Source organism: Chitinophaga sp. CF418 (assembly GCF_900142925.1).
GTDB lineage: Bacteria > Bacteroidota > Bacteroidia > Chitinophagales > Chitinophagaceae > Chitinophaga.
This window is the reverse complement of sequence record NZ_FRCN01000003.1, coordinates 455,797-476,481: the sequence shown is the minus strand read 5'-3', so window position 1 is coordinate 476,481 and position 20,685 is coordinate 455,797. Positions and strand designations below refer to the sequence as shown.

Annotated in this window: 17 protein-coding genes; 14 read left to right on the top strand and 3 right to left on the bottom strand. The window is 46.7% G+C overall.

Annotation, left to right across the window (positions count from 1 at the left end):
- The first annotated feature begins 4 nt into the window (after nt 1-4).
- From F3I09_RS09600 to F3I09_RS09590, 3 genes are read left to right on the top strand one after another with little or no spacing between them, the layout of a single operon-like run.
- On the top strand, nt 5-493 hold the full coding sequence (locus F3I09_RS09600; protein WP_149694813.1) for a hypothetical protein: 489 nt from the start codon (nt 5-7) through the stop codon (nt 491-493).
- A 13-nt stretch (nt 494-506) separates the two neighbouring features.
- Nucleotides 507-950: a hypothetical protein gene (locus F3I09_RS09595; RefSeq protein WP_149694812.1), complete on the top strand. Its 444-nt coding sequence runs from the start codon at nt 507-509 to the stop codon at nt 948-950.
- A 60-nt stretch (nt 951-1,010) separates the two neighbouring features.
- Nucleotides 1,011-1,466 (top strand): SMI1/KNR4 family protein, encoded by a 456-nt coding sequence (locus tag F3I09_RS09590; protein WP_149694811.1) that lies wholly within the window; start codon nt 1,011-1,013, stop codon nt 1,464-1,466.
- 8 nt (nt 1,467-1,474) lie between these two features.
- Here the strand turns inward: F3I09_RS09590 and F3I09_RS09585 are convergent, their stop codons facing one another.
- Nucleotides 1,475-1,786 (bottom strand): hypothetical protein, encoded by a 312-nt coding sequence (locus tag F3I09_RS09585; protein ID WP_149694810.1) that lies wholly within the window; start codon nt 1,784-1,786, stop codon nt 1,475-1,477.
- A 140-nt stretch (nt 1,787-1,926) separates the two neighbouring features.
- Here F3I09_RS09585 and nfi point away from each other — a divergent pair, with 140 nt between their 5' ends.
- Nucleotides 1,927-2,622: a deoxyribonuclease V gene (nfi, locus tag F3I09_RS09580; protein WP_149694809.1), complete on the top strand. Its 696-nt coding sequence runs from the start codon at nt 1,927-1,929 to the stop codon at nt 2,620-2,622.
- Here nfi and F3I09_RS09575 read toward each other — a convergent pair.
- Complete coding sequence (locus F3I09_RS09575; RefSeq protein WP_149694808.1) at nt 2,603-3,061, bottom strand: hypothetical protein; 459 nt, start codon at nt 3,059-3,061, stop codon at nt 2,603-2,605. The two genes, nfi and F3I09_RS09575, sit on opposite strands and share 20 nt — an antisense overlap.
- Before the next feature lie 7 nt (nt 3,062-3,068).
- Nucleotides 3,069-7,133 carry a DUF6531 domain-containing protein gene (locus F3I09_RS09570; RefSeq protein ID WP_149694807.1) on the bottom strand — a complete coding sequence of 1,355 codons (4,065 nt, stop codon included), beginning with the start codon at nt 7,131-7,133 and terminating at the stop codon, nt 3,069-3,071.
- Between the two features lie 140 nt (nt 7,134-7,273).
- Here F3I09_RS09570 and F3I09_RS09565 point away from each other — a divergent pair, with 140 nt between their 5' ends.
- From F3I09_RS09565 to F3I09_RS09520, 10 genes are all read left to right on the top strand, one after another.
- Nucleotides 7,274-8,350: an acyltransferase family protein gene (locus F3I09_RS09565; RefSeq protein ID WP_149694806.1), complete on the top strand. Its 1,077-nt coding sequence runs from the start codon at nt 7,274-7,276 to the stop codon at nt 8,348-8,350.
- 76 nt (nt 8,351-8,426) lie between these two features.
- Nucleotides 8,427-9,047, top strand: coding sequence for an RNA polymerase sigma factor (locus F3I09_RS09560; RefSeq protein WP_149694805.1), 621 nt, complete (start codon nt 8,427-8,429; stop codon nt 9,045-9,047).
- A gap of 45 nt (nt 9,048-9,092) precedes the next feature.
- Nucleotides 9,093-10,145, top strand: a complete 1,053-nt coding sequence (locus tag F3I09_RS09555; RefSeq protein ID WP_149694804.1) for a FecR family protein — start codon at nt 9,093-9,095, stop codon at nt 10,143-10,145.
- Nucleotides 10,146-10,203: 58 nt separating this feature from the next.
- Nucleotides 10,204-13,647 carry a SusC/RagA family TonB-linked outer membrane protein gene (locus F3I09_RS09550; protein WP_149694803.1) on the top strand — a complete coding sequence of 1,148 codons (3,444 nt, stop codon included), beginning with the start codon at nt 10,204-10,206 and terminating at the stop codon, nt 13,645-13,647.
- Between the two features lie 19 nt (nt 13,648-13,666).
- A complete protein-coding gene (locus F3I09_RS09545) occupies nt 13,667-15,199 on the top strand; it encodes a SusD/RagB family nutrient-binding outer membrane lipoprotein (RefSeq protein ID WP_149694802.1) in 1,533 nt (510 codons plus the stop codon).
- A 29-nt stretch (nt 15,200-15,228) separates the two neighbouring features.
- Nucleotides 15,229-15,690, top strand: a complete 462-nt coding sequence (locus tag F3I09_RS09540; protein ID WP_149694801.1) for a RidA family protein — start codon at nt 15,229-15,231, stop codon at nt 15,688-15,690.
- Nucleotides 15,691-15,810: 120 nt separating this feature from the next.
- Nucleotides 15,811-17,058, top strand: coding sequence for an aminotransferase class V-fold PLP-dependent enzyme (locus F3I09_RS09535; protein WP_149694800.1), 1,248 nt, complete (start codon nt 15,811-15,813; stop codon nt 17,056-17,058).
- 254 nt (nt 17,059-17,312) lie between these two features.
- Entirely contained in the window at nt 17,313-18,548 is a 1,236-nt protein-coding gene (locus F3I09_RS09530) for an amidohydrolase/deacetylase family metallohydrolase (protein WP_149694799.1), read from the top strand.
- Between the two features lie 48 nt (nt 18,549-18,596).
- On the top strand, nt 18,597-19,511 hold the full coding sequence (locus F3I09_RS09525) for an RraA family protein (RefSeq protein WP_149694798.1): 915 nt from the start codon (nt 18,597-18,599) through the stop codon (nt 19,509-19,511).
- A gap of 31 nt (nt 19,512-19,542) precedes the next feature.
- Nucleotides 19,543-20,592 (top strand): bile acid:sodium symporter family protein, encoded by a 1,050-nt coding sequence (locus F3I09_RS09520; protein WP_149694797.1) that lies wholly within the window; start codon nt 19,543-19,545, stop codon nt 20,590-20,592.
- Nucleotides 20,593-20,685: the final 93 nt, after the last annotated feature.

Genomic DNA, 20,685 nt, shown 5'->3' with positions numbered 1-20,685 from the left:
TAATATGGAAGAGATAGTGCTTAATATAGATGATAAGGCATACGTGTTCACAGTATCGCATGATGCAAAGAACTGGCATAGTCCGGAGAGCGATATCGTGGCGGGGCATTTGCTGGAGTTCTTAATAAATATAGAACAAACCAGGGATGCGTTATTCAGTTGGGAAGATGTAGCGGCATTTATCAGCAATGTACATAAGCATAACAGTTGGTATGTGGAAAGAATTGCTGCGGCCAAGGGGCCGGTATTGGGCTTGTGCAGATCCTTCTTCAAAGATGGCATCGATGAAGAACAGGATCGCCATTTAGATCTTGACCCGGGCATCATTGAATATAAAGGTTATAGCACGACAGCGGCAGGAGAGAGGGTGTATCACTATGCTATTCATTACTTACTCTCTGATGCAAGAGATCCATACGAGGATATGGGAATGTATCTGTGGTGCGCGGCATTCGCCGGCGGGCGGATCACTGGAGTAAAATTTGACTTATAAACATTATAACAACATGATGGAGAGAACGTGGAGCCGGGAAAATTTTCAATATGAGGAAAACACTGCCAGCTGGCATCTGAAAGAGGAATGGCAGCTGGCGGATGTTGCCATAAAGTGTAATATACTGTCAGTTGCTTTCCGGAATGGAATAGTGGACTGGACTATCGTAAATGACTTCATGAACTTCCTACAGAAACGTAAGCTGCAAATTAGGGAAGATGTGCATTGGGCAGGCAGGATCATCAGCGCTATGGGTGAAGCTAATGCAGAAGTGGTGCCACCGCAGGATAAACTGCAACTGGCTGGAGTAACGCTGAAAAGGTACTCTGAGAGCGGCTATTCCTTTACTTATGATTATCTGTTATCAGCTACTACTTCCGGGGAAACCTTTTATTGGACGGTCCGTCTCAAAGATTACAGTATTGCCGGTGTGACTGAAAGTGAAATATACATTTAAAATCATGAGAAAAAATATTAATATTATGCTTTAAATGATATTAATCCTTTAGACCAACAGATGGCAAAATATCTGGACTTTTTACAACCATATGCGAAGCACCTGGGTGATCCTCAGGGAGTTAGTGAGGCAGAGATCAAAGCGATCGAACAGCAGTTTAATGTTAAACTACCGTCAGCTTACGTAGAATTCATCTCCATTTTCGGTAAGAAAAAGGGCCGCATCCTCAGAAATTACTCGAGCGAAGTATCCTACCTGACGCAAAACAGGAAAGATGCTGTTAAAGCATTGGAGAGTATGGGAAACGGTTCTTTCGTGATCAAAGACAGTCATTTCTTCTTCGGCGAGTGGCAGGGACTTTCTTCTTATTTCTTTGATTGCGAGCAGCTGGAAGACGATCCCCCGGTATATGTTCTTGATGCAGGTAAGGCGGATGTTTTTAAGCCTTCGTTTTCACAACTGATCAGGGAAGAACTGACCAAAGTATTAAAATTTGATGGGGTTATCAAAAAGTAACCTCCCACTTATTGTACCTTACTCACATCCGATAACCGTACCATTTCAGGCATCGGGCAGATGGCCAGGCAAAGTACTGCCGGAGGCGTGTCTGTAGCATGCATGTTAAATGCAATGGTGTCGCCCAGATTGATCGCAGCCGGTAACACGGTGGTAATAGTACTGTCTGTCCCCAGAATGTTAACCTTGTAAAGTCTGCCGCCTTCTATAGATGAGCAGCAATTGTCAGCTGTTGAGACTACCCCCTTAAAAGACCTGCCATTTTCTTTCGAGCAGGATAAAATGAAGATAATAGTGGAAAAAATAAAGAACTTTTTCATTTCAATTAGTCTGGTTGATAACGCGGGTATAGTAACCTTATAACGGGTGTGAGAAGGAAAAGTTACAGACTGTTGCAGGCCCCGTGGGAAAATGATATGATGTTTTCCATATATTTAACTTTCAAGCAGTAAGCATTAACATGATAAATCCGAATCTGACAGAACAGGAAGCGATCGACATTCAGCAGCAGTTAAGAGGGCAGGTCATCGAGTCTGACCAGTTGCCTGCTGAAATAAAGCTGATCGCGGGTGTGGATGTGGAATATGATAAGGACAGTGAAGCTATTGCAGGTGCTTTTGTATTGCTGGACTATCATACACTGGAAGTAGTAGAAGTAGCCACACATTGCATGGAGGTGACTTTCCCATACATCCCCGGTCTGTTTTCCTTCCGTGAGATGCCGGTTCTGCTGGAAGCATGGAAGAAGCTGAAACAGCATCCTGATATCATCATCTGTGATGGGCAGGGGAGGGCGCATCCACGGCGTTTTGGCCTGGCATGCCATATGGGTGTTCTATTGGACAAACCCACCCTGGGATGCGGTAAAACAAGATTATTTGGGAAATATGATCAACCTGGCCCGGACCGCGGTTCCATCAGCCCTTTACTGGCGGAAGATGATGGAGAGCATATCGGGAATGCATTGCGGACACAAACGGGAATTAACCCGGTGTTTGTGTCTGTGGGGCATAAGATCTCACTGGATACTGCAACCAGCCTGGTATTAAAAATGTGTACGGAATACCGCCTGCCGGAAACGACCCGCAAAGCAGATCATTACGGGCGGGAGGCATTCCTGGCATATAAGAACGGCACTACTCCGCCGCTTCAATGACGATCTTTTCCGGCGTGAGGATATCAATGTTATAATAGAGATCGTAAGTTGAATAAGCGCGGATCTTACCATGCACAAATTCAGCCTTTGTGAATGGATTGGTGGCGCTACTGAATAAAGCCCAGATCAGCTGATCATCATTTTCCGTAAGGGCTACAAAGCCTTCATGTCCCATACCCCCTTCGCCGAAATAAACTTTCTTCCCATCAGGAAGCGTGAGGACGCCAGGATGACGTTCTATCTGCGACCATACATCGTCATTGTATTTTTCAACACTTTTCAGATTGGTTTCACAGACAGGATTCACATAATGTAACTTCCCTTTTTCTGTTGATACAGCATAAAAATCGAGGATGATCACTGTGCCATCTGCAAAAAGAATGGCGTCTATACCCGGTAATTCGTTATTATTCCAATGCTCCTGGATGATGTTCGTCATGTGTATGTTATTTATTCGGATATACGATTGTAGGTTTATTAGGTGAACCATGAGGCCGCAGATCAGCTTTTTGAAGATCAGGTCTTTTCTTTGGTTTGGAATTCAGTTTCTTTTCAAGATTGCTGCGATAAGTACCGCCATCAGGACGTGGATCGTCCAGGTTGACCATACGTATCGGCACCTGTGGTACCTCTGCCATCTGTGCCGCCATCAAACGCCTGTTGTCAAGGCTGACACGGTGACCGTCTATCTCTGCTACTTCCAGCGGGCTCCTTGACCAATCCCATTTACCATCTTTCATCAGCTGTGCATATTCTTCTACCTGATGTCCAACATATCCCTGGGAGAAATTCAGTGATTTCGGATCCACCCATTCGATAGGATTCAATCCGAATATATCTACATAGGCATCCGGCTTTTTCACATATGCGTAAAGATGGATACCACCGAATAATCCTGTAGGATCATGGCTGATATAACTGCCTTCCTCCGGACTATAATACCTGAACCTGTTGTAATAAAGTCCTGTTTCTGCATCCTCATACTGCCCCTGGTAGCGGAAGGGTACAAAGTTACGGTCGCCTGCTAACTTACGGACGTTTCCATAAATATCCAATTCGCAGGACCATACCATGTTGCCTTCATCGTCGTATGCCTCGCAGGGCGTACCGAGATAATCGGTGATAACGGAATATTTTTTACCTCCACTGATCCGCGCAGCGGGAACAGCAGCATCTGCCTCAAAGGTCCAGGTGATCAATGTTTCAGCGGGAACGGGTTCCGGTGGTGTTAATATATTTCCATCTTCATCTATAGTGGTAACAGGGCGTTGTTTTACAGGATAATGCCATTCGTGCAGCGGGACATTGCCATCCCAGAGCCAGCGGGTGATCTGTTGTTTATAGATCTTCGCTGTTCTTCTGCCTAAGGCATCATATTCGAATAATACAGCCTGTTTGTCGGGCCGGATGACTTTTTTCAGCATGCCATTGCCATACCATTCGTATTCCCATACTTTCAGATCTCTGGTGGTCTTGCGAATGAGGTTCCCTTCTTCGTCATATTCAAAACGGGCGGCGGTACTTTCTTTTAATTGTCCGCTGGCGCCGTATTTTCTGTCTTTGCGTTCAGGTGTTTTATACAGGTTGCCCATTTTATCGGGCAGACGATAGTCGTATTGCCCGTCTTCATACTGCGCTCTGGCAAGGTGACCGAAGCTATCATGACTGAATGTACTTACTCCTTTATCGAGTGCATTAATGATCTGCCGTAATTGCTGATTGGCATCCCAGCGGTAATATCTGCTTCGTAAGGTGCGTGAATGATGACTTACGCTATGATGTGCCGGCAGGCCGGCATCATCGTAAACACGCCTGCTTGTAATTCCTCCCGGCAACAATCTTTCTGTTTCAAGCCCCCGCAGGTTCCTGCCGATCTGTGCTGTCCAGTGATCATCGATGTTGCCATCAGTGGCAGTGATACCTGTTACTACACCGTTGAAGTTGCGATCATACCGGATGTCTGCCCCCAGGCTGCTGCTGACATGGAGTCGTTTGCCATACTTATTGAATTCAGTGCTGATCTCATGTCCGTTCTGGTATTCTTTCACAATATTGCCGAGTACATCTCTTTCGAATCGGATGGTGCTGTTTTCATTGATGGCTTCCATCAGCTGGCTATTACGATTGTAAGTAAATGTTTCCCAGCTGCCGTCACTATGTTCAGCTCTCGTTAAGCGGTAGTTGTAATCGTATTCATAAACGGTAGATCTTTTACCCGGACGGTCTATTCTTATTACATTTCCTTTAGCATCCCTTTTCAGGTAGCGGGACACATTATCAAAGCCTGTCTCCTGAATGACCTGTCCACGCTGGTCCCGCTTAAAGCGATAGCTTTCTCCATGTTCATTGACAACAGCTACCAGGCGTTCTTCTGTATCGAGCAGGAAGTGTATTTTGGCGCCGTTCTCTTCCCTGGATTGCAGGCTGCCCAACTGTGTATAAGTGAAACGGATATCGTGGTGTTTGTCTTTTGCATGAATAACTTCATCATAAGCATTATACCCCAGCCGGATGTGATTGCCGTCGGGCGTCCTGATATCAGTAACCCTGCCCAGGGTATCGTATTGGAAGTGCTGCGCTTCCTGCTGCGGATTATTGGATTGGATACATTGGCCCCACGCATCATATTGCCAGCCGTATGTACCACCATCGGGTAATGTGACAGCGGTCAGGTTGAAGTCTTCGTCATATTCCAGTGAGGTGCTGCCAGAGCGTAATCTTTCTACTTTGCGTATTAGTTGCTGTTGATCATATGCAAACATCACGAGGCTGCCATCGGCTTCTGTAATGGTATGTATCTGACCATTATGTTCATTGTATACATAGCTGCGGGTGTCGCCTTGTGCAGCTCTAACAAGCAGAAGATTGCCTTCTTCATCATAGGCGAATGATTGTGTGGCGCCATCCGCTTTTGTGAAGGCAACACAGTTACCCCATTCATCATAGGAAAATCCTGTGGCATTTCCTTCTTCGTCTATATACCTGTATATCTCAAAATTTTCAGTGTATTCTGTAAATGTGGAATGACCGAGTGCATCTTTGACCTGGTGTACCACAAAGTCTGGCGTGTAATAGTAGGTGGTTTCCTGCCCGAGAGAATCAGTGAGCACATTGTATCCTTTCTCAGGATAATATGCAATATATCCTTCCAGTACACCTTTTTCTCCCCAGGCGTGGATACAACGGCGCTGCCGGTCATATTCCCAGTAGAAGGATTGTCCGTTCCTGTCTGTTCTTTGTATCATCAGGTGATCTTCATAGATCATCCGGATAGCTTTGCTGTTGGCATCAATGATGGCGGAAAGATCGCCGGCTTCATTGTATTCATAACTTACCATGAGGCGTTCCTGCCCACGGTGGTGAGCTGTTACCCGGATGATCCTGCCGCTTTTATCATTTTCTACATGCAGTTGTCTGCCGGCAGTGTCGATGATACGTTGAAGATCGCCTTTGAAGTTATAGTGGAAGGTGATGATAAATCCGGCTTTGTCATGAATGGATACAAGACGGTATTGCCGGTCAGCAGGATGCAGTTTATGGAACGTATAAAAAAGTTTTTCCTTCTGATCGTAGAGCAGGTAGCTGTTGATATCTGTCCGTGTGAGCGTAAGCTGTTCATGACGGTTATACTCGCTGGGCATTCCGGTGGGAGTATATTCAAAGACGGCGCTACGGCCGTTTTTCAGCAATACGAGCGTGATGCCTTCCTGTACAAATTCCTGCACACGCATATCATAGGAGAAATGCGTGGCATGCCCCAGTACACCCTTGTGTGGGCTATCACTGTTCCATGAGCGTGCCCATGTAAGCGGAATGGGGCCGGGCAGTTCGAAGTCTGTACCATCATATATAACGATGCCCTGTACGAGGTCAACAGGTTCCAGTCCAAGTTTACAGAGAAAGTTACTGAGTTTATTACTGCCAAGGGTCTTCTGTAGTGCATGGTTGAATTTTGTGACCACCTTTTTCAGTCCTTTCATGAGTGCGCCAAATCCATAAGAAGCCAGCAGGTTGATCAGCACACCGGCCCAATCGGGCACATAGGGGCCGCCTACCATTACAGGCTTGCCGAACGACAACGGAATGGAGAAGGAGGTGGGCAGGTACATGCTGGGCCGGGGCTTCATCTTTTTACCCGGTTGCAGGGAAAGGGGAAGGCCAATATCATTGCAGGTCATCAGCATGTGTCCGGCGGGACTCATGAGGCGGCCTTCCGTCTTTACTTTTTTGCTGCCATAAAAGTTGACGGAGTCATGTCCGATCAATGGAGCCAGCACCCAGGGACCACCCATAGGGAAGTGCATGAATATGATGATAATGCCACTGGTGTCGCTCACACCCCGGGGTACATGGTTGACTTTCGTCGTAGCACCAATAAAAGGAATGTAATCCATGGGATCTATTACAAATCCGATATATGGATGCGGCAGTGGGATGGGAAATCCAAATAGCAGTACAATATGGATATCAAGGCCAATAACGGGTACAAAATGCTTATTACTTACTAACATGCTAAGAGGTTTTTCTACGGGCTAAACCAGGGTTACGAAAGTGGAAATATTTTCCAGATACAGTTATGGTGCAATATAAAAATTATTCTATTATCTTAACCCCCAAGGCAATACTCAACCAGAACAAAATCGCAATGTAAATGAAACAAAGGCTCCTGTCGCTCGACTTTTTCAGGGGTTTGACCGTGGCAGCTATGATCCTGGTCAATAACCCGGGAAGCTGGTCCTATGTCTACCCTCCGCTGGAACATTCAAAATGGAATGGCTGTACACCCACCGACCTGGTATTTCCCTTCTTTCTCTTTATGGTAGGGGTATCTGTCACCTTTGCGCTAAGTAGCCGTAAAGCGGATGCAGGAGGGCATGGGAAACTGATCCTGCATATTATCCGCCGGGCGGCCATCCTTTTTGGAATTGGACTGGCTTTCCGTCTCATCCCTTCCTTTGACTTCTATAATCTGAGGATCCTGGGCGTTTTACAGCGCATTGCGATCGTTTTTCTTATTATCTCCCTGCTTTACCTTAAAACGGATACAAGTGCCCGTATATGGCTTTGTTTTTCGTTTCTCGTGATATACTGGCTGCTCATGACAGTAGTTCCTGTGCCTGGTATCGGCCCGGCGAACCTGGAGCCAGGTACCAACCTGGCGGCCTGGCTGGACCGCACGGTAATGGGAGAGCGGCACCTGTGGAAGCAGGCCCGTACCTGGGACCCTGAAGGCATTTTAAGTACCCTGCCGGCCATTTCAACAGGGCTGCTGGGTGTTATGACGGGCGACTGGCTGCGCCGTAAGGATAAAGAAGATGCAGAAAAGGTTTCCTGGCTGTTTTCTGCTGGTTTTCTGGCTGTGTTGGCTGGCCTGGTATGGGACGGGTTTTTCCCGATCAACAAGTCCCTCTGGACAAGCTCTTTCGTGCTTTATACCGGCGGATTGGCTGCTATGGGGCTGGCATTGTCCTATTGGTTCATTGATGTGCAGCAATACCGTCGTTTTACACCGCCTTTTGTAGCCTTTGGCAGGAATGCCATTACCGCCTATGTTTTGTCCGGAGCCATTCCTATGATCTTTAAAGGGATGTCAGGGGGGATGTTCAGCCGCTACTCCGGTATATTTTCACCTTTCAATGCATCCCTGGCCGCAGCCATTACACTTGTGTTGCTGATGTTCATACCGGTATGGATCATGTATAAGAGAAATATCATCGTAAAAATCTGATGTGGAACGAAAATGTTACCACTGGCCGATATTTTTTTTGTATTATTAGGCAATCGTCTTCCTAAACTTACTGCCAATGCAATCGGAGAGTCACGTGTTATGGTGGAATGCGTTTAAACAGGGGGATTGGGATGCTTTTACTGCGCTCTACGGCGAATTTTATGAACTGTTGAACAATTATGGCCGCAAGTTTACGCAGGATGCGGACCTGATCCAGGATGTAGTACATGATCTTTTTGTAAGATTATGGACCACCCGTACACGGCTGGGCAATCCCGCCTCCGTGAAGAACTACCTGTACAAAGCATTACGCTCTGCATTGTTCCGTAAAATACAGTCCCTTTCCAAATTTGTAGAACTGGATAATGCTTCCGGACAGGGAGGCTTTGCAGTGAACTTCATCCCCGATGCCTCTTTCCGCCAGGAAGAACAGGAACTCAGGAACCAGGTGATCGCCCTGGTCAATACATTGCCTGCACGCCAGCAGGAGATTATCTTCCTCCGTTTTTACGAGGGAATGTCCTATGATGAGATAGCTGTCATTATGGATATTAATATGAGCTCAACCTACAAGTTATTATATAAGGCACTCGATAACCTGCAAAAAGTGTCAGATAAACGCTTCTTAACGCTTTTAAGCGTTCTCTTTTTCCTCTCCAAAAGTTTTTCAAAAAAAATTATGATTCCGGAGGGATAATTTCCACCATGTCATGTCTAATAGTAGTAAATCTGGGATATCGTGATGAACAACGAGAAATATGCAACATATAGATTGGAAGACTTCCTGGACGATGATGCCTTTATAAAATGGGTGTCAGGTAAAGAACAGGATACACTTGTAACACAGTTCTGGAGCGAATTCCCTTTAGAGTACCCATCCGCTGCCGCCAACTATGAGTTTGCAGTCAGTGTGATCCGTACTTACCGTTCGCAGGAAGTGTGGGAGAACAGGGATAATAAGGCACATGTACTTGAAAGGATCACCGCTACCATAGAAGCAAATAACAACCGCCGTCCTGCGCTGCTCCGTCGCATGAATACCTGGGTAAGGGCTGCAGCTATTGTCCTGATCGCTACCGTGGGAGGTTACCTGCTCTATAACAGGCTGGGTAAACCTGCACGCGAAGTCATAGCAACAGGCTATGGTGAAAAAAGAACGATCACGCTGCCCGACCATTCAGTAGTAACGTTGAACGCTTCTTCCTCCATTGCTTTCAATGAGAAATGGGATACGATCTCATCCAGGGAAGTATGGATAGAAGGGGAAGCTTTTTTCGATGTAAAACACCTGAACAGGGATACTGCCAATATCAGACCCGGACAACGCTTCCTGGTGCATAGCAATGGCCTGACAATAGAAGTATTGGGAACTTCCTTTAATGTAAGAAGTCGCCACGGAAAAACGAAAGTAGGACTGGTAACAGGAAAGATCCAGGTAGGGTTCTCCGGAACCGCCGCACCGAAAGCAGTGGTGATGCTGCCGGGCGATTATATTGAATATGCAGACAATCATTTATTACTAACTAAAAAGATAGATAAGCCAGAATCAATTAAACGTTGGACACAGGTACCGCTAACGTTTACAGATGCCACATTAAGTGAGATAATAGAAACATTGCAGGACAATTATGGTTACACTGTAAAAGTCAGTGAACAATCAATCAAAAAGCTAAAGATAGAGGGAGATATCAACGTAGCCAACGTAGAAGAACTATTGACTGTAATTACCACGACGCTGAACGTCAAAATAGCACAGCCTTCTGAGAAGGAGCTTGTCATTACTTCAGGAAAATAACAGCGGGAAAACACGCGCGTAACGCTGCGGGAAAAACTAGGACACGTAAAAAAAAATTATGAACATTTTGAACCAAAATCTCGTTTTGGGGCTGCTCTCTTGTGCCCTGCTGCCAGGTATTACCATATCTGCCAGTGCACAGACGCCCACGATGTATGCCATGAGGCAGTCTGATAAGATCCCTGTAAAACATGTATCAGCTACTGTGTCCCTGAAAGAAGCTTTAGTAAAGCTGAAAAAGTTCCAGAATATCCGTATCGCCTATAAAGAGGGACTATTAGACGGGAAAGTAGTATCTGCTGAGTTAATTGAAAAAGCAGAGCATATGGAAGCAGAAGCTGCCCTGAAGATGCTGCTGTCTGATTTCTCATTAGCCTATATGCGTGTTAACAAAACACAGTATTCTATATATGTGCCAACAGTTGCTACCATACTGAATGTAAACAACCTGATGGCTGACAGGCTGAAAGGAAAGGTGACAGGTCCTGATGGTGCACCTATTCCCGGCGCCAGCATTGTGCTCAAAGGAAACACATCAGTAGCTACTATGGCTGCTGCTGATGGTAGCTTTGAACTGAACCTGAAGGGTGCTACTCCTCCTTTCGTACTGGTGGTGAGCTCAATGGGTTTTAGCAAACAGGAAGTGAATGTAACAGATGCAGGTGCTCCATTAACCGTAAGCCTCGCAGAAGCCAATGAATCACTGTCTGAAGTAGTGGTAACAGCCCTCGGTATCAGGAAAGAGAAAAAGGCGCTGGTATATGCCGTAACAGAAGTAAAAGGTAGTGAATTTACACAGGCACGTGAGGTGAACATCGCTAATGCACTGAGCGGAAAGATAGCCGGTGTGAACGCTACCAGCCTGGCAAGCGGTCCCGGTGGTTCCAGCCGTGTGATCATCCGTGGTAACAGTTCACTGGGTAGTGAGAACCAGCCTTTATATGTAGTGAACGGTATGCCCATAGACAACACTACACCAGGTGGTGCACCCACTACTGGTGGCGGTGGCCAGAACGTGGACAGAGGTGATGGTATCGGCGGTATCAACCCTGATGATATTGAGACCATCAGTGTATTGAAAGGTGGTTCTGCTGCTGCACTATACGGCTCCCGTGCTGCAAACGGCGTTATCCTCATTACTACCAAGAAAGGCCGTGCACGTAAGGGTATTGGTGTAGACTACAATACTACCATGACGATGGAAACACCAGCGGTAATGCCCGACTGGCAGTATGAATATGGTCAGGGCGATAAAGGGCTGAAGCCAACTTCACAGGCAGAAGCCATTACCTACGGCCGCCGTTCATGGGGTACTAAAATGGATGGTACGCAATACATCGCTTTCGATGGTAAAATGCATACCTATTCTCCTCAGAAAGATAATATCAAAAACTTCTACCGTACAGGATCTACCTACACTAATACTGTGGCATTCAACGGTGGTAGTGAAAACATAAATTTCCGCTTCTCGCTCTCTAATACCAACAGTAAAAGCATCGTTCCAAACTCCAAGTTCGACAAGAAGATCGCGAACCTGAACCTGAATGCTTTCCTGGGTAAAAAACTGAGCATAGAAGCTGTAGCGCAATATAATGTTGAGAATGCAACCAACCGCTCCAGTTCAGGGGATGCCACCGGTAACCCCAACTGGGGCGTTTATATGATCGCCAACACGGTGGATGTCCGCTCGCTCGATCCCGGTTATGATGCAACCGGCCGTGAGATCCAGTGGAATGAAACTGCGTATGCATCTAACCCTTACTTTGTTATCAACAGGTTTAAGAACAACGATACCAAAAACCGTTTTATCGGTCAGGCAAGTGTGAAGTATGATCTGCTGAAGAACCTGTACGTAAAAGGGACTGTCAGCCGTGACTTCTTTAACTACAATTATGTAGGTATCATTCCTACCGGTACGGTATATACAACCGGAGCTGCAGGTGAGTACAGCGAACTGAGAAATGCAGTAGCAGAAACCAACTCTATGGTAACTGCCAACTACAATACCAAGATTGCAGGTACAATTGGTGTGAATGCACTGGCTGGTGTGAATGCCCGCCGCTTCAATTCTAACCAGACCGCTATCACCGGTACACAGTTTATCATTCCATTCTTCTACAGCTCTACCAACCTGACTACTTCTACTACTACGCCTACAAGGAATAAAGTAGCGACCAACTCAGTGTTTGGTTCCGTAGACCTGGATTATAAATCTATCATCTTCCTGAACTTCACAGGACGCCAGGACTGGTTCTCTACGCTCAGTCCAAAGAGCAACAGCATCCTCTATCCGTCTGTAGGTGGTAGTTTCATCCTGTCAGATGCGGTAAAACTGCCGAAAGTGATCAGCTTTGCAAAACTGCGCAGTTCATGGGCACAGGTGGGCGGTGCTACTCCTGACCCTTATATTCTGAACCAGACTTACTCTATGGTACAGGGTGGTCACCTGGGCCGTCCGGTACAACAGGTAACACAGTCCAACCTTGTGAACCTGGTTACCAACTCCAACCTGAAACCGCTGACCTCCACTACATATGAAATAGGTGGTGAGGTGCAGTTCTTCAATAACAGACTGGGTATTGACCTTACATACTATAAGAAACAGACAACTGACGATATCGTAAGTACAGCCATATCTACCGCTTCCGGTTATAACAACGCTTTGCTGAACGTGGGTAAGCTGTCTAATAAAGGGATCGAGTTACTGTTGACCGGTACACCTGTTAAATCAAAGAATTTCTCCTGGAATGTGAGCTACAATATGGCATATAATACCAGCAAGGTAGAGCAGCTGGCTGCAGGCCTTACCACTCTCCAGATGGCGACGAGCGTAGGTAGCTGGGCATTCATCCACAACACAGTAGGACAGCCTTATGGTATTATCAAAGGATACACTACCGTGAAGAATGCAAAAGGACAGACTGTGTATAACAGCACAACAGGTTATGAGCAGAAGAGCGACCTGGTAGCCCTGGGTAAGGGTGTACCGCCTTTAACAATGGGTCTGACCAACACCTTTAGTTACAAACGCCTGTCGCTGGATATCCTGGTGGATGGTAAGTTTGGTAACAAAGTATTCTCCGGTACAGATGTATACGCCACCCGTTTCGGTCTGCACAAGAAAACACTGGCAGGCAGGGAAACCGGCCTGGAACTGAATGGCGTTGACCAGAACGGCAATGAATATCACAACACGATCCCGGTAGCGAATCTGCGTCTCTATTACGACAACACCAAGAACTATACAGATCACTTCCTGTTTGATGGCAGCTTTGTAAAACTGCGCCAGGTGATCTTCAGTTATCAGATCCCTGTACAGAAGATGAAATTCGTTCAGAGTGCTTCCGTTTCTTTTGTGGCACGTAACCTGGCCATCCTGTACAAAAAGACTGACAACTTCGATCCGGAATCCAGCTACACAAATGGTAATGCACAGGGCTTTGAAGCGTTCGGTATTCCACGTACAAGAAGCTTCGGTGCGAACCTGATGGTGAAATTCTAATCTCTTAAAACTACTACGGATGAAAATGCGCTTTAATTGCTTAATATATACAGCCATCGCGGCAACACTGGCTTTCCAGTCCTGTGATAAAGGATTCGAAGAAATGAATGTCAATCCTGATGCATCACCTACAGTACAGCCTGAATATATGTTCAGTAAGGCCTTGCTGGATGCTTTTGGAAACAGCTATTTCGCTACTGATGTACTGGCCTGTGGCGGTTCCATGCAACATTTCGCTACTTACAAAGATGTACCTGGTATCGGTGATAAATATTATTTCCAGCAGGGTACCTATCCATACGATTATTTTACAACAGGGTATACAACCGCTGTTAATGAAATAGCCACTACCCTCAATGCACTGAGTGCAGATAATACTGCTGATGCTAACAAGCTGGCTATTGCCCGTATCTTCAGAGTGTACATCATGCACCGCCTGACAGACATGTATGGCGATATACCTTATTCAGCTTCAGCGAAAGGATATACAGAAAATAACTTCACACCTAAATATGACTCACAGGAGGATATCTATACAGACATGCTGAAAGAGCTGGATGAAGCAGCCGCTAAGCTGGACCCCGCAGTAGCTACTTTCGGTCCTGGTGACTTCATTTATTCCGGTGATGTGAACAAGTGGAAGAAGTTTGCATATTCCCTGATGCTGCGTTTGGGGATGCGTTTGTCAAGAAAGGCGCCTGATGTGGCTGAGACCTGGGTAAAGAAAGCAATTGCCGGAGGTGTGATCACTGCTGACGGGGATATTGCTACGATGAAGTATGTGGATGGATCACAGGCTATCAACCGTAATCCTGCAGCAGCAGCCATGTTGTCTAACGACTATGCAGTGGCAAATGGTAATAACAATACAGAGGGTGGAAAGCTGGCCAATACATTTATTGACGCATTAAAGGCAAACAATGACCCGCGTTTGAATGTTATTGCTATAGTATGGAACAATGGTAAAGCTGATACCAGCACCGCACTCCAGAAAGGTATGCAAAATGGTCTGTTGAATAAGCCGGCTGATTTTACCAGCTATTCAGAGCCTAATCCGGCTACTATTCTTCAATACAATGCTCCTTTCATCCTGATGAGTGCTGCCGAAGTGAATCTGTTGCTGGCAGAAGCAGGTGTGAATGGCTGGTGGGAAGGAAGCGCTGCCGGTGCATTTTCTGACGCTATCGGGGCTTCTATGCGCAACTGGGCATTGTTTGGCAGTGGTGGTGTGATTGCTCCGGAAAAGATCGCTGCTTACCAGGCCGCGCACCCGCTCACAGGTGGTGCAGAGGCCATGAAAGCGATGATCGGACAGGAGAAATGGATATCTTTATTCCTCGATGAACAGGAGATACATGCTAACTGGCGCCGTACCGGATATCCTGCATTAACACCGGTAAATATTCCCGGAAATACAACTGGTGGCACTATTCCCCGCCGTCTGTTATACCCGCCTTCTGAAGAAAGCGTGAACAGCGGCAGCCTGGCAGAAGCAATTACCCGTCAGGGACCAAACCTGATGACAACCCGCGTATGGTGGGATAAACAATAACATACCCGTATCTCAAACTAACTGAAATCATGCAAAACCAGAGAAGATCCGTATTAAAGAAGATGGCAGCTACATTGGCTGGAATCACAGGTATCAACGCAATTGCCAAAGCTGCGGCTCCGGCCTTACCGGAAAGCTCTCCGCAGGGAGAAGTGATCTACGACCAGGAAGTGCCATTGTTCTCAAGTTTTAAGGTCCATGGCAATACGGTCTATATCGCCGGAATAGGGGCCCACTTTGAAGGAGATATCAAAGCACATACGGATCATGTATTAAAGGAAATGGAGAAAGTGCTGACCAAGGCAGGGTCATCAATGGAAAAGGTGCTGAAAGTAAGTGTGTTCCTGCATGATCTGAATGATTATAAGGCGATGAATGAGGTATTCAGAGGACGGTTCGGTAACAATCCGCCTGTCCGGACCACGGTAGCAGTATATGGAGGCGTACCCGGCGATTCTCTCGTAGAGATGGATTGCATCGCTACCCTCTAAGGAAACACTTTTCTTTACCCTTTCTTTTTACATTATGAAACCGAGCATGATGGACCTTATCACACGAGGGCATGTTAATGCGAGGTTCCATCCGACCCATAAAAAATAAAAAATTAACGGATGAAACGCAGAGACTTATTGAAAAATATGTCTGCAATCCCGGTATTCGGAGCATTTGCAGGCGGTGCTAAACTATTGCCCTTAACCGGCGACACGGCAGATGCCGCAGCAGCAGGAAAGGACTATTTCAAGGAGCTGGGTATCCGTACTTTTATCAATGCAGCCGGCACATATACTTTTATGACGGGCTCCCTGATGCGGGAAGAAGTGATGAGCGCCATCAACTATGCCTCGAAAGAGTTTGTATTGCTGGATGAGCTGCAGGATAAGGTAGGTCAGCGTATCGCCAAACTGTTGCGTTGCGAGTATGCTACAGTTACATCAGGAGCTGCTGCTGCCATGACATTGGGCGCCGCAGGCGTACTGACCGGCATGGACGAAAAGAAGGTGGTGCAGCTGCCGTTCCTGGAAGGCACCGGTATGAAAACAGAAGTGATCCTGCAGAAAGAGCATGATATCCCATATGTGCATGCTTTGAAAAATACGGGACTGAAGATCGTATATGTGGAGGGCGGTCGTGAGGCACTGGAAAAGGCTATCAGTGACAAAACTGCTCTCATGTATTTTCTCAATGCCAACAATTTCGATGGTAAGGTACAGGTAGAAGAGTTCCTGAAAATAGCACAGGCGCATGGTATTCCTACCATGATAGACTGTGCTGCCGATGTGCCTCCGGTAGAGAATCTGTTCAGGTATACCGAGATGGGGTATGACCTTGTCTGCTTCTCGGGTGGTAAAGGCATCCGTGGTCCTCAGAGTGCGGGGCTGCTGCTGGGTAGAAAGAAATATATTGAGGCCGCAAGATTAAGCACGGCTCCCCGTGGTAATACGATTGGAAGAGGATTGAAGGTAAATAAGGAAGAGATATTAGGTATGCTTGTGGCGCTGGAAACATACCTGGCCATTGATCATGCGAAAGAATGGAAGATGTGGGAGGCGCAGATTAAGCTGATCAGCGACGCCGTAAAAACAGTATCCGGTGTGGAAACCGAAGTCGTAGTACCACCGGTAGCAAATCATATTCCTACGCTGCATATCTCCTGGGATCCCAGGAAGATCCCTGCTACAGCAGCAGAGATCAGGGAAAAGCTCCGTAGCGGCAATCCTTCTATAGAAGTAGCCGATGGCGCCAATCAGCATACCTTTAATGTTACTACCTGGATGCTGGTGCCCGGACAGGAAAAAATAGTCGCAGCACAATTAAAAAAAGTACTGACAGAAAAGGCATTGTCAGAAACGCATGGTTGATAGTTGATAAACAGTGGTGTGTTTAATCACCTGCAGGGAATTACAGGGTTGGTAAAGTGCACGGAAATTACCAACTCTGCCCTGTTTTTTCTTTAAAACGATTTCGGATTTACATAAGCCGGTAACAGGGAGCTCCTGCCAGTAAAAAGGGACTGTGCGTTGATACTGTCGCGCAGCTCTTCACATACTGTTGCAGGGGGCTTTCTATCCGGTTCTTTCATTCATGCACAGGTCTCAGTATTAAAAGTAAGGTCATGAGGAGCATTATTCAATACCTGGTACTGCTGGTATCGGTGAATATTATTTTCACTGGCGCCTATGCCCAGCAATATAGCCTGCTGATCAGGGGCGGGCACGTTATAGATCCGAAAAATAATATCAATGCAGTCATGGATATTGCATTGACAAACGATACTATTGCAAAAGTAGCGGCTCATATAGACCCGGCTACAGCGCAGAAAACAATTGATGCAAGCGGCTTGTATGTAACCCCGGGGCTGATTGACATTCATACGCACAACTTCATTGGTACTACTCCCAACCGTTATCTCAACAATAGTTATGATGCAGTAGCACCAGACGGTTTTACCTTCCGCTGTGGCGTGACCACTGTGGTGGATGCCGGCAGCTCGGGCTGGAAGAATTTTGAAGTCTTTCTTGATCAGACCATCCGGCACTCAAAAACAAGAGTGCTTGCTTTTATCAATATCGTAGGCGGTGGTATGCGCGGAGGGCCTTATGAACAGGACCTCACAGACATGGATGCCAAGATGACTGCGCTTACTATCCGCCGTTACAGACAATGGATAGTAGGTATAAAGGTGGCGCATTATGAAGGCCCGGAATGGACGCCTGTGGACCGTGCTGTTGAAGCCGGACGTATCACAGAGACGCCTGTCATGATCGATTTTGGTGGTAATAATCCGCCATTATCGCTGGAAGAACTGTTCATGCAGCACCTGCGCCCCGGAGATATTTTTACACATGCCTATGCGAAAGTAAAAGGCCGTATGTCTATTGTTGATGATAATGGCAAACTGCGTCCGTTTGTGCTGGATGCCCGTAAGAAAGGTATTCTGTTCGACGTAGGACATGGAGGCACCAGCTTTAGTTATTCACAGGCTATTCCTGCATTAAAGGCAGGGTTTTATCCGAACACGATCAGTACAGATATTCATACCGGTAGTATGAACGGAGATATGAAGGACATGCTGAATGTAATGTCTAAATTCCTGAACATGGGAATGTCTCTGGCAGAGCTGGTGAAGGCTGCCACTTCAGAAGCAGCAAAAGCAATACATCATGAGGAACTGGGCAGTCTGTCAGAGAAGAGTGTGGCAGATATTGCCATCCTGCGTGTGGAGAAAGGGAAGTTCGGCTTTACAGATGCGCATACGCGTATGGAAGGTGACAGCAGGCTGGTATGTGAAGCGACGCTGCGTGCCGGCAAGGTGGTGTATGACCTTAACGGGATTTCAGTGCCCAAATAGTCTGTAGTGTTAGATATTTTAGTATATTCTTCATTCAAAAACTGATACATGAAATTCTTTTATTTCCTCCCTTTACTGTTGCTCTCATGCTGGTTGCGTGCACAGACCATTCCCAGGGAGGAACTGATCTTTCTTACTGCAGAGTGGAAGGGGGAGCGTTTCCCTGACGGAAGACCAAAGATCCCTGATGCAGTTATTGAGCAGGCGCGTACTGTAAGCCTGGATGATGTGTGGACCATTCTTGAAGGAGAGGGGTACCATTGCCAGTTTGACGGCGGCTGGAAAATGATCTATGATAACAAGCCTATTGTTGGTCGTGCTGTTACCGCAATGTTCATACCTTCCCGTCCTGATGTGGAAGTGCATATGAAGGAGAGGGGGCAGCAGAAGGGTTTTAAAGGGAACAGTAATTCCTGGCCTATTCAGCAGTTATCGAAAGGGGATGTGTATGTGGCGGATGGTTTTGGTAAAATAGCAGATGGCACATTGATAGGCTCCACACTGGGGAATGCTATTTATGCCCGTTCCGGCAATGGGGTGGTATTTAATGCAGCCGCACGTGACCTGGAAGGCCTGAAAGAGATCGAGGGGTTTAACGCGCTGGTGCGGGATTGGGATCCATCTTTTCTGAAGAATGTGATGTTGTCAGGATTGAATGTGCCTATACGTATTGGCCGTGCAGTGGTGCTGCCGGGCGACCTGGTACTGACTTCCAGTGAAGGAGTGGTATTTGTGCCCGCGCATCTGGCAGAAAAAGTGATTGGTATTGCAGCATTCATACAAGTGAAAGACCAGTTCGGATTTGAAATGGTGAAAGCCGGGAAGTATACGCCCGGCGAGATCGATAATAACTGGACAGACGCTATCAGGGAGGCATTCCTGGAATGGCAGCACAAACAACCGGGCAAAAAGCCTATGACCCGCCAGGAACTGGATAAGATGCTGGAGAAAAGAACCTGGTAATCATTTTAAATCTTTAAACTATTTCCACTTTATGACAGCATTACTCCCCGCCGCCGGGCCTTTCATTATTGCTTTCTGGGTCATACTGGCCATTCTTTTTTCAAGATATCCGCAAACGAAAGGTTTTGTTTATACACTGATGATCTTTGCGGCTGTTACGACAGCAATGTATTATCCCCAATACTTTCTGACTATAGGAGGCTTTGACCTTTCGAAGCTCATTACACCGCTTATCCAGATCATTATGTTTGGGATGGGTACTGCCATGAGCTTACGTGACTTCTATGGTGTGATCAAAATGCCGATGGGTGTTTTTACCGGTGTAATATGTCATTTCACGATTATGCCTTTTGTAGGCTGGGCACTTGCCCATCTGTTCAACTTCCCGCCTGAAATAGCGGCAGGGGTGGTATTGATCGGAACGGTGCCCTGTGGCATGGCATCCAACGTAATTTCTTACCTGGCAAAAGCCAACCTGGCGCTGTCGGTGACATTGACGGCTGTCTCTACTATGATGGCGCCCTTTGTGACGCCTTTCCTGATGCGGTGGCTGGCAGGCAGTTATGTGGATATCAGTGTTACCGCTATGATGTGGGACATCGTTAAGATCGTGATCCTGCCTGTAGCGGGAGGTCTGTTGTTCAATCATTTCCTGAGCGGAAAGCTGAAATGGCTGGATAATATCATGCCTAAGGTATCTATGTCGGGCATTGCTTTTATTATCGTCATCATTACTGCTAAAGGGCGCGAAAGCCTGCTGGACGTGGGTGTACTGCTGATATTATCATCGCTCATCCATAACCTGTCCGGTTATACACTGGGCTATTGGTTGTGCCGTCTTATCAGGATGAATGAGCAGGACTGCCGTACGATAGCGATTGAAGTGGGTATGCAGAACGGCGGACTGGCAACTGCTATTGCGAAGAACATGGGGAAGATCGCTACCATAGGTCTGGCGCCGGCGGTATTTGGTCCGCTGATGAACGTAACCGGATCGCTGCTGGCCTCGTGGTGGCATCGGCATCCGCCCAAAGAAGAGCCAAAAGAAAAAGCCGTCCAGCTGGAAACGGGACGGCTTTAGTTTATCATTTATAATGTAACAACAGTGATGTTGTACATCAACGAGGTGGAATATATAAATAAAGACAAACGGGGAATTACTGTTAAGTGGCTA

Bases quoted from the DNA above. Each gene is read 5' to 3' on its own strand.
- F3I09_RS09575 (WP_149694808.1), bottom strand. From the start codon at position 3,061: ATGACGAACATCATCCAGGAGCATTGGAATAATAACGAATTACCGGGT.
- F3I09_RS09530 (WP_149694799.1), top strand. From the start codon at position 17,313: ATGAGGAGCATTATTCAATACCTGGTACTGCTGGTATCGGTGAATATT.
- F3I09_RS09525 (WP_149694798.1), top strand. From the start codon at position 18,597: ATGAAATTCTTTTATTTCCTCCCTTTACTGTTGCTCTCATGCTGGTTG.
- F3I09_RS09545 (WP_149694802.1), top strand. From the start codon at position 13,667: ATGAAAATGCGCTTTAATTGCTTAATATATACAGCCATCGCGGCAACA.
- F3I09_RS09590 (WP_149694811.1), top strand. From the start codon at position 1,011: ATGGCAAAATATCTGGACTTTTTACAACCATATGCGAAGCACCTGGGT.
- F3I09_RS09600 (WP_149694813.1), top strand. From the start codon at position 5: ATGGAAGAGATAGTGCTTAATATAGATGATAAGGCATACGTGTTCACA.
- F3I09_RS09560 (WP_149694805.1), top strand. From the start codon at position 8,427: ATGCAATCGGAGAGTCACGTGTTATGGTGGAATGCGTTTAAACAGGGG.
- F3I09_RS09550 (WP_149694803.1), top strand. From the start codon at position 10,204: ATGAACATTTTGAACCAAAATCTCGTTTTGGGGCTGCTCTCTTGTGCC.
- F3I09_RS09595 (WP_149694812.1), top strand. From the start codon at position 507: ATGATGGAGAGAACGTGGAGCCGGGAAAATTTTCAATATGAGGAAAAC.
- F3I09_RS09585 (WP_149694810.1), bottom strand. From the start codon at position 1,786: ATGAAAAAGTTCTTTATTTTTTCCACTATTATCTTCATTTTATCCTGC.
- F3I09_RS09555 (WP_149694804.1), top strand. From the start codon at position 9,093: ATGAACAACGAGAAATATGCAACATATAGATTGGAAGACTTCCTGGAC.
- F3I09_RS09535 (WP_149694800.1), top strand. From the start codon at position 15,811: ATGAAACGCAGAGACTTATTGAAAAATATGTCTGCAATCCCGGTATTC.
- F3I09_RS09570 (WP_149694807.1), bottom strand. From the start codon at position 7,133: ATGTTAGTAAGTAATAAGCATTTTGTACCCGTTATTGGCCTTGATATC.
- nfi (WP_149694809.1), top strand. From the start codon at position 1,927: ATGATAAATCCGAATCTGACAGAACAGGAAGCGATCGACATTCAGCAG.
- F3I09_RS09565 (WP_149694806.1), top strand. From the start codon at position 7,274: ATGAAACAAAGGCTCCTGTCGCTCGACTTTTTCAGGGGTTTGACCGTG.
- F3I09_RS09520 (WP_149694797.1), top strand. From the start codon at position 19,543: ATGACAGCATTACTCCCCGCCGCCGGGCCTTTCATTATTGCTTTCTGG.
- F3I09_RS09540 (WP_149694801.1), top strand. From the start codon at position 15,229: ATGCAAAACCAGAGAAGATCCGTATTAAAGAAGATGGCAGCTACATTG.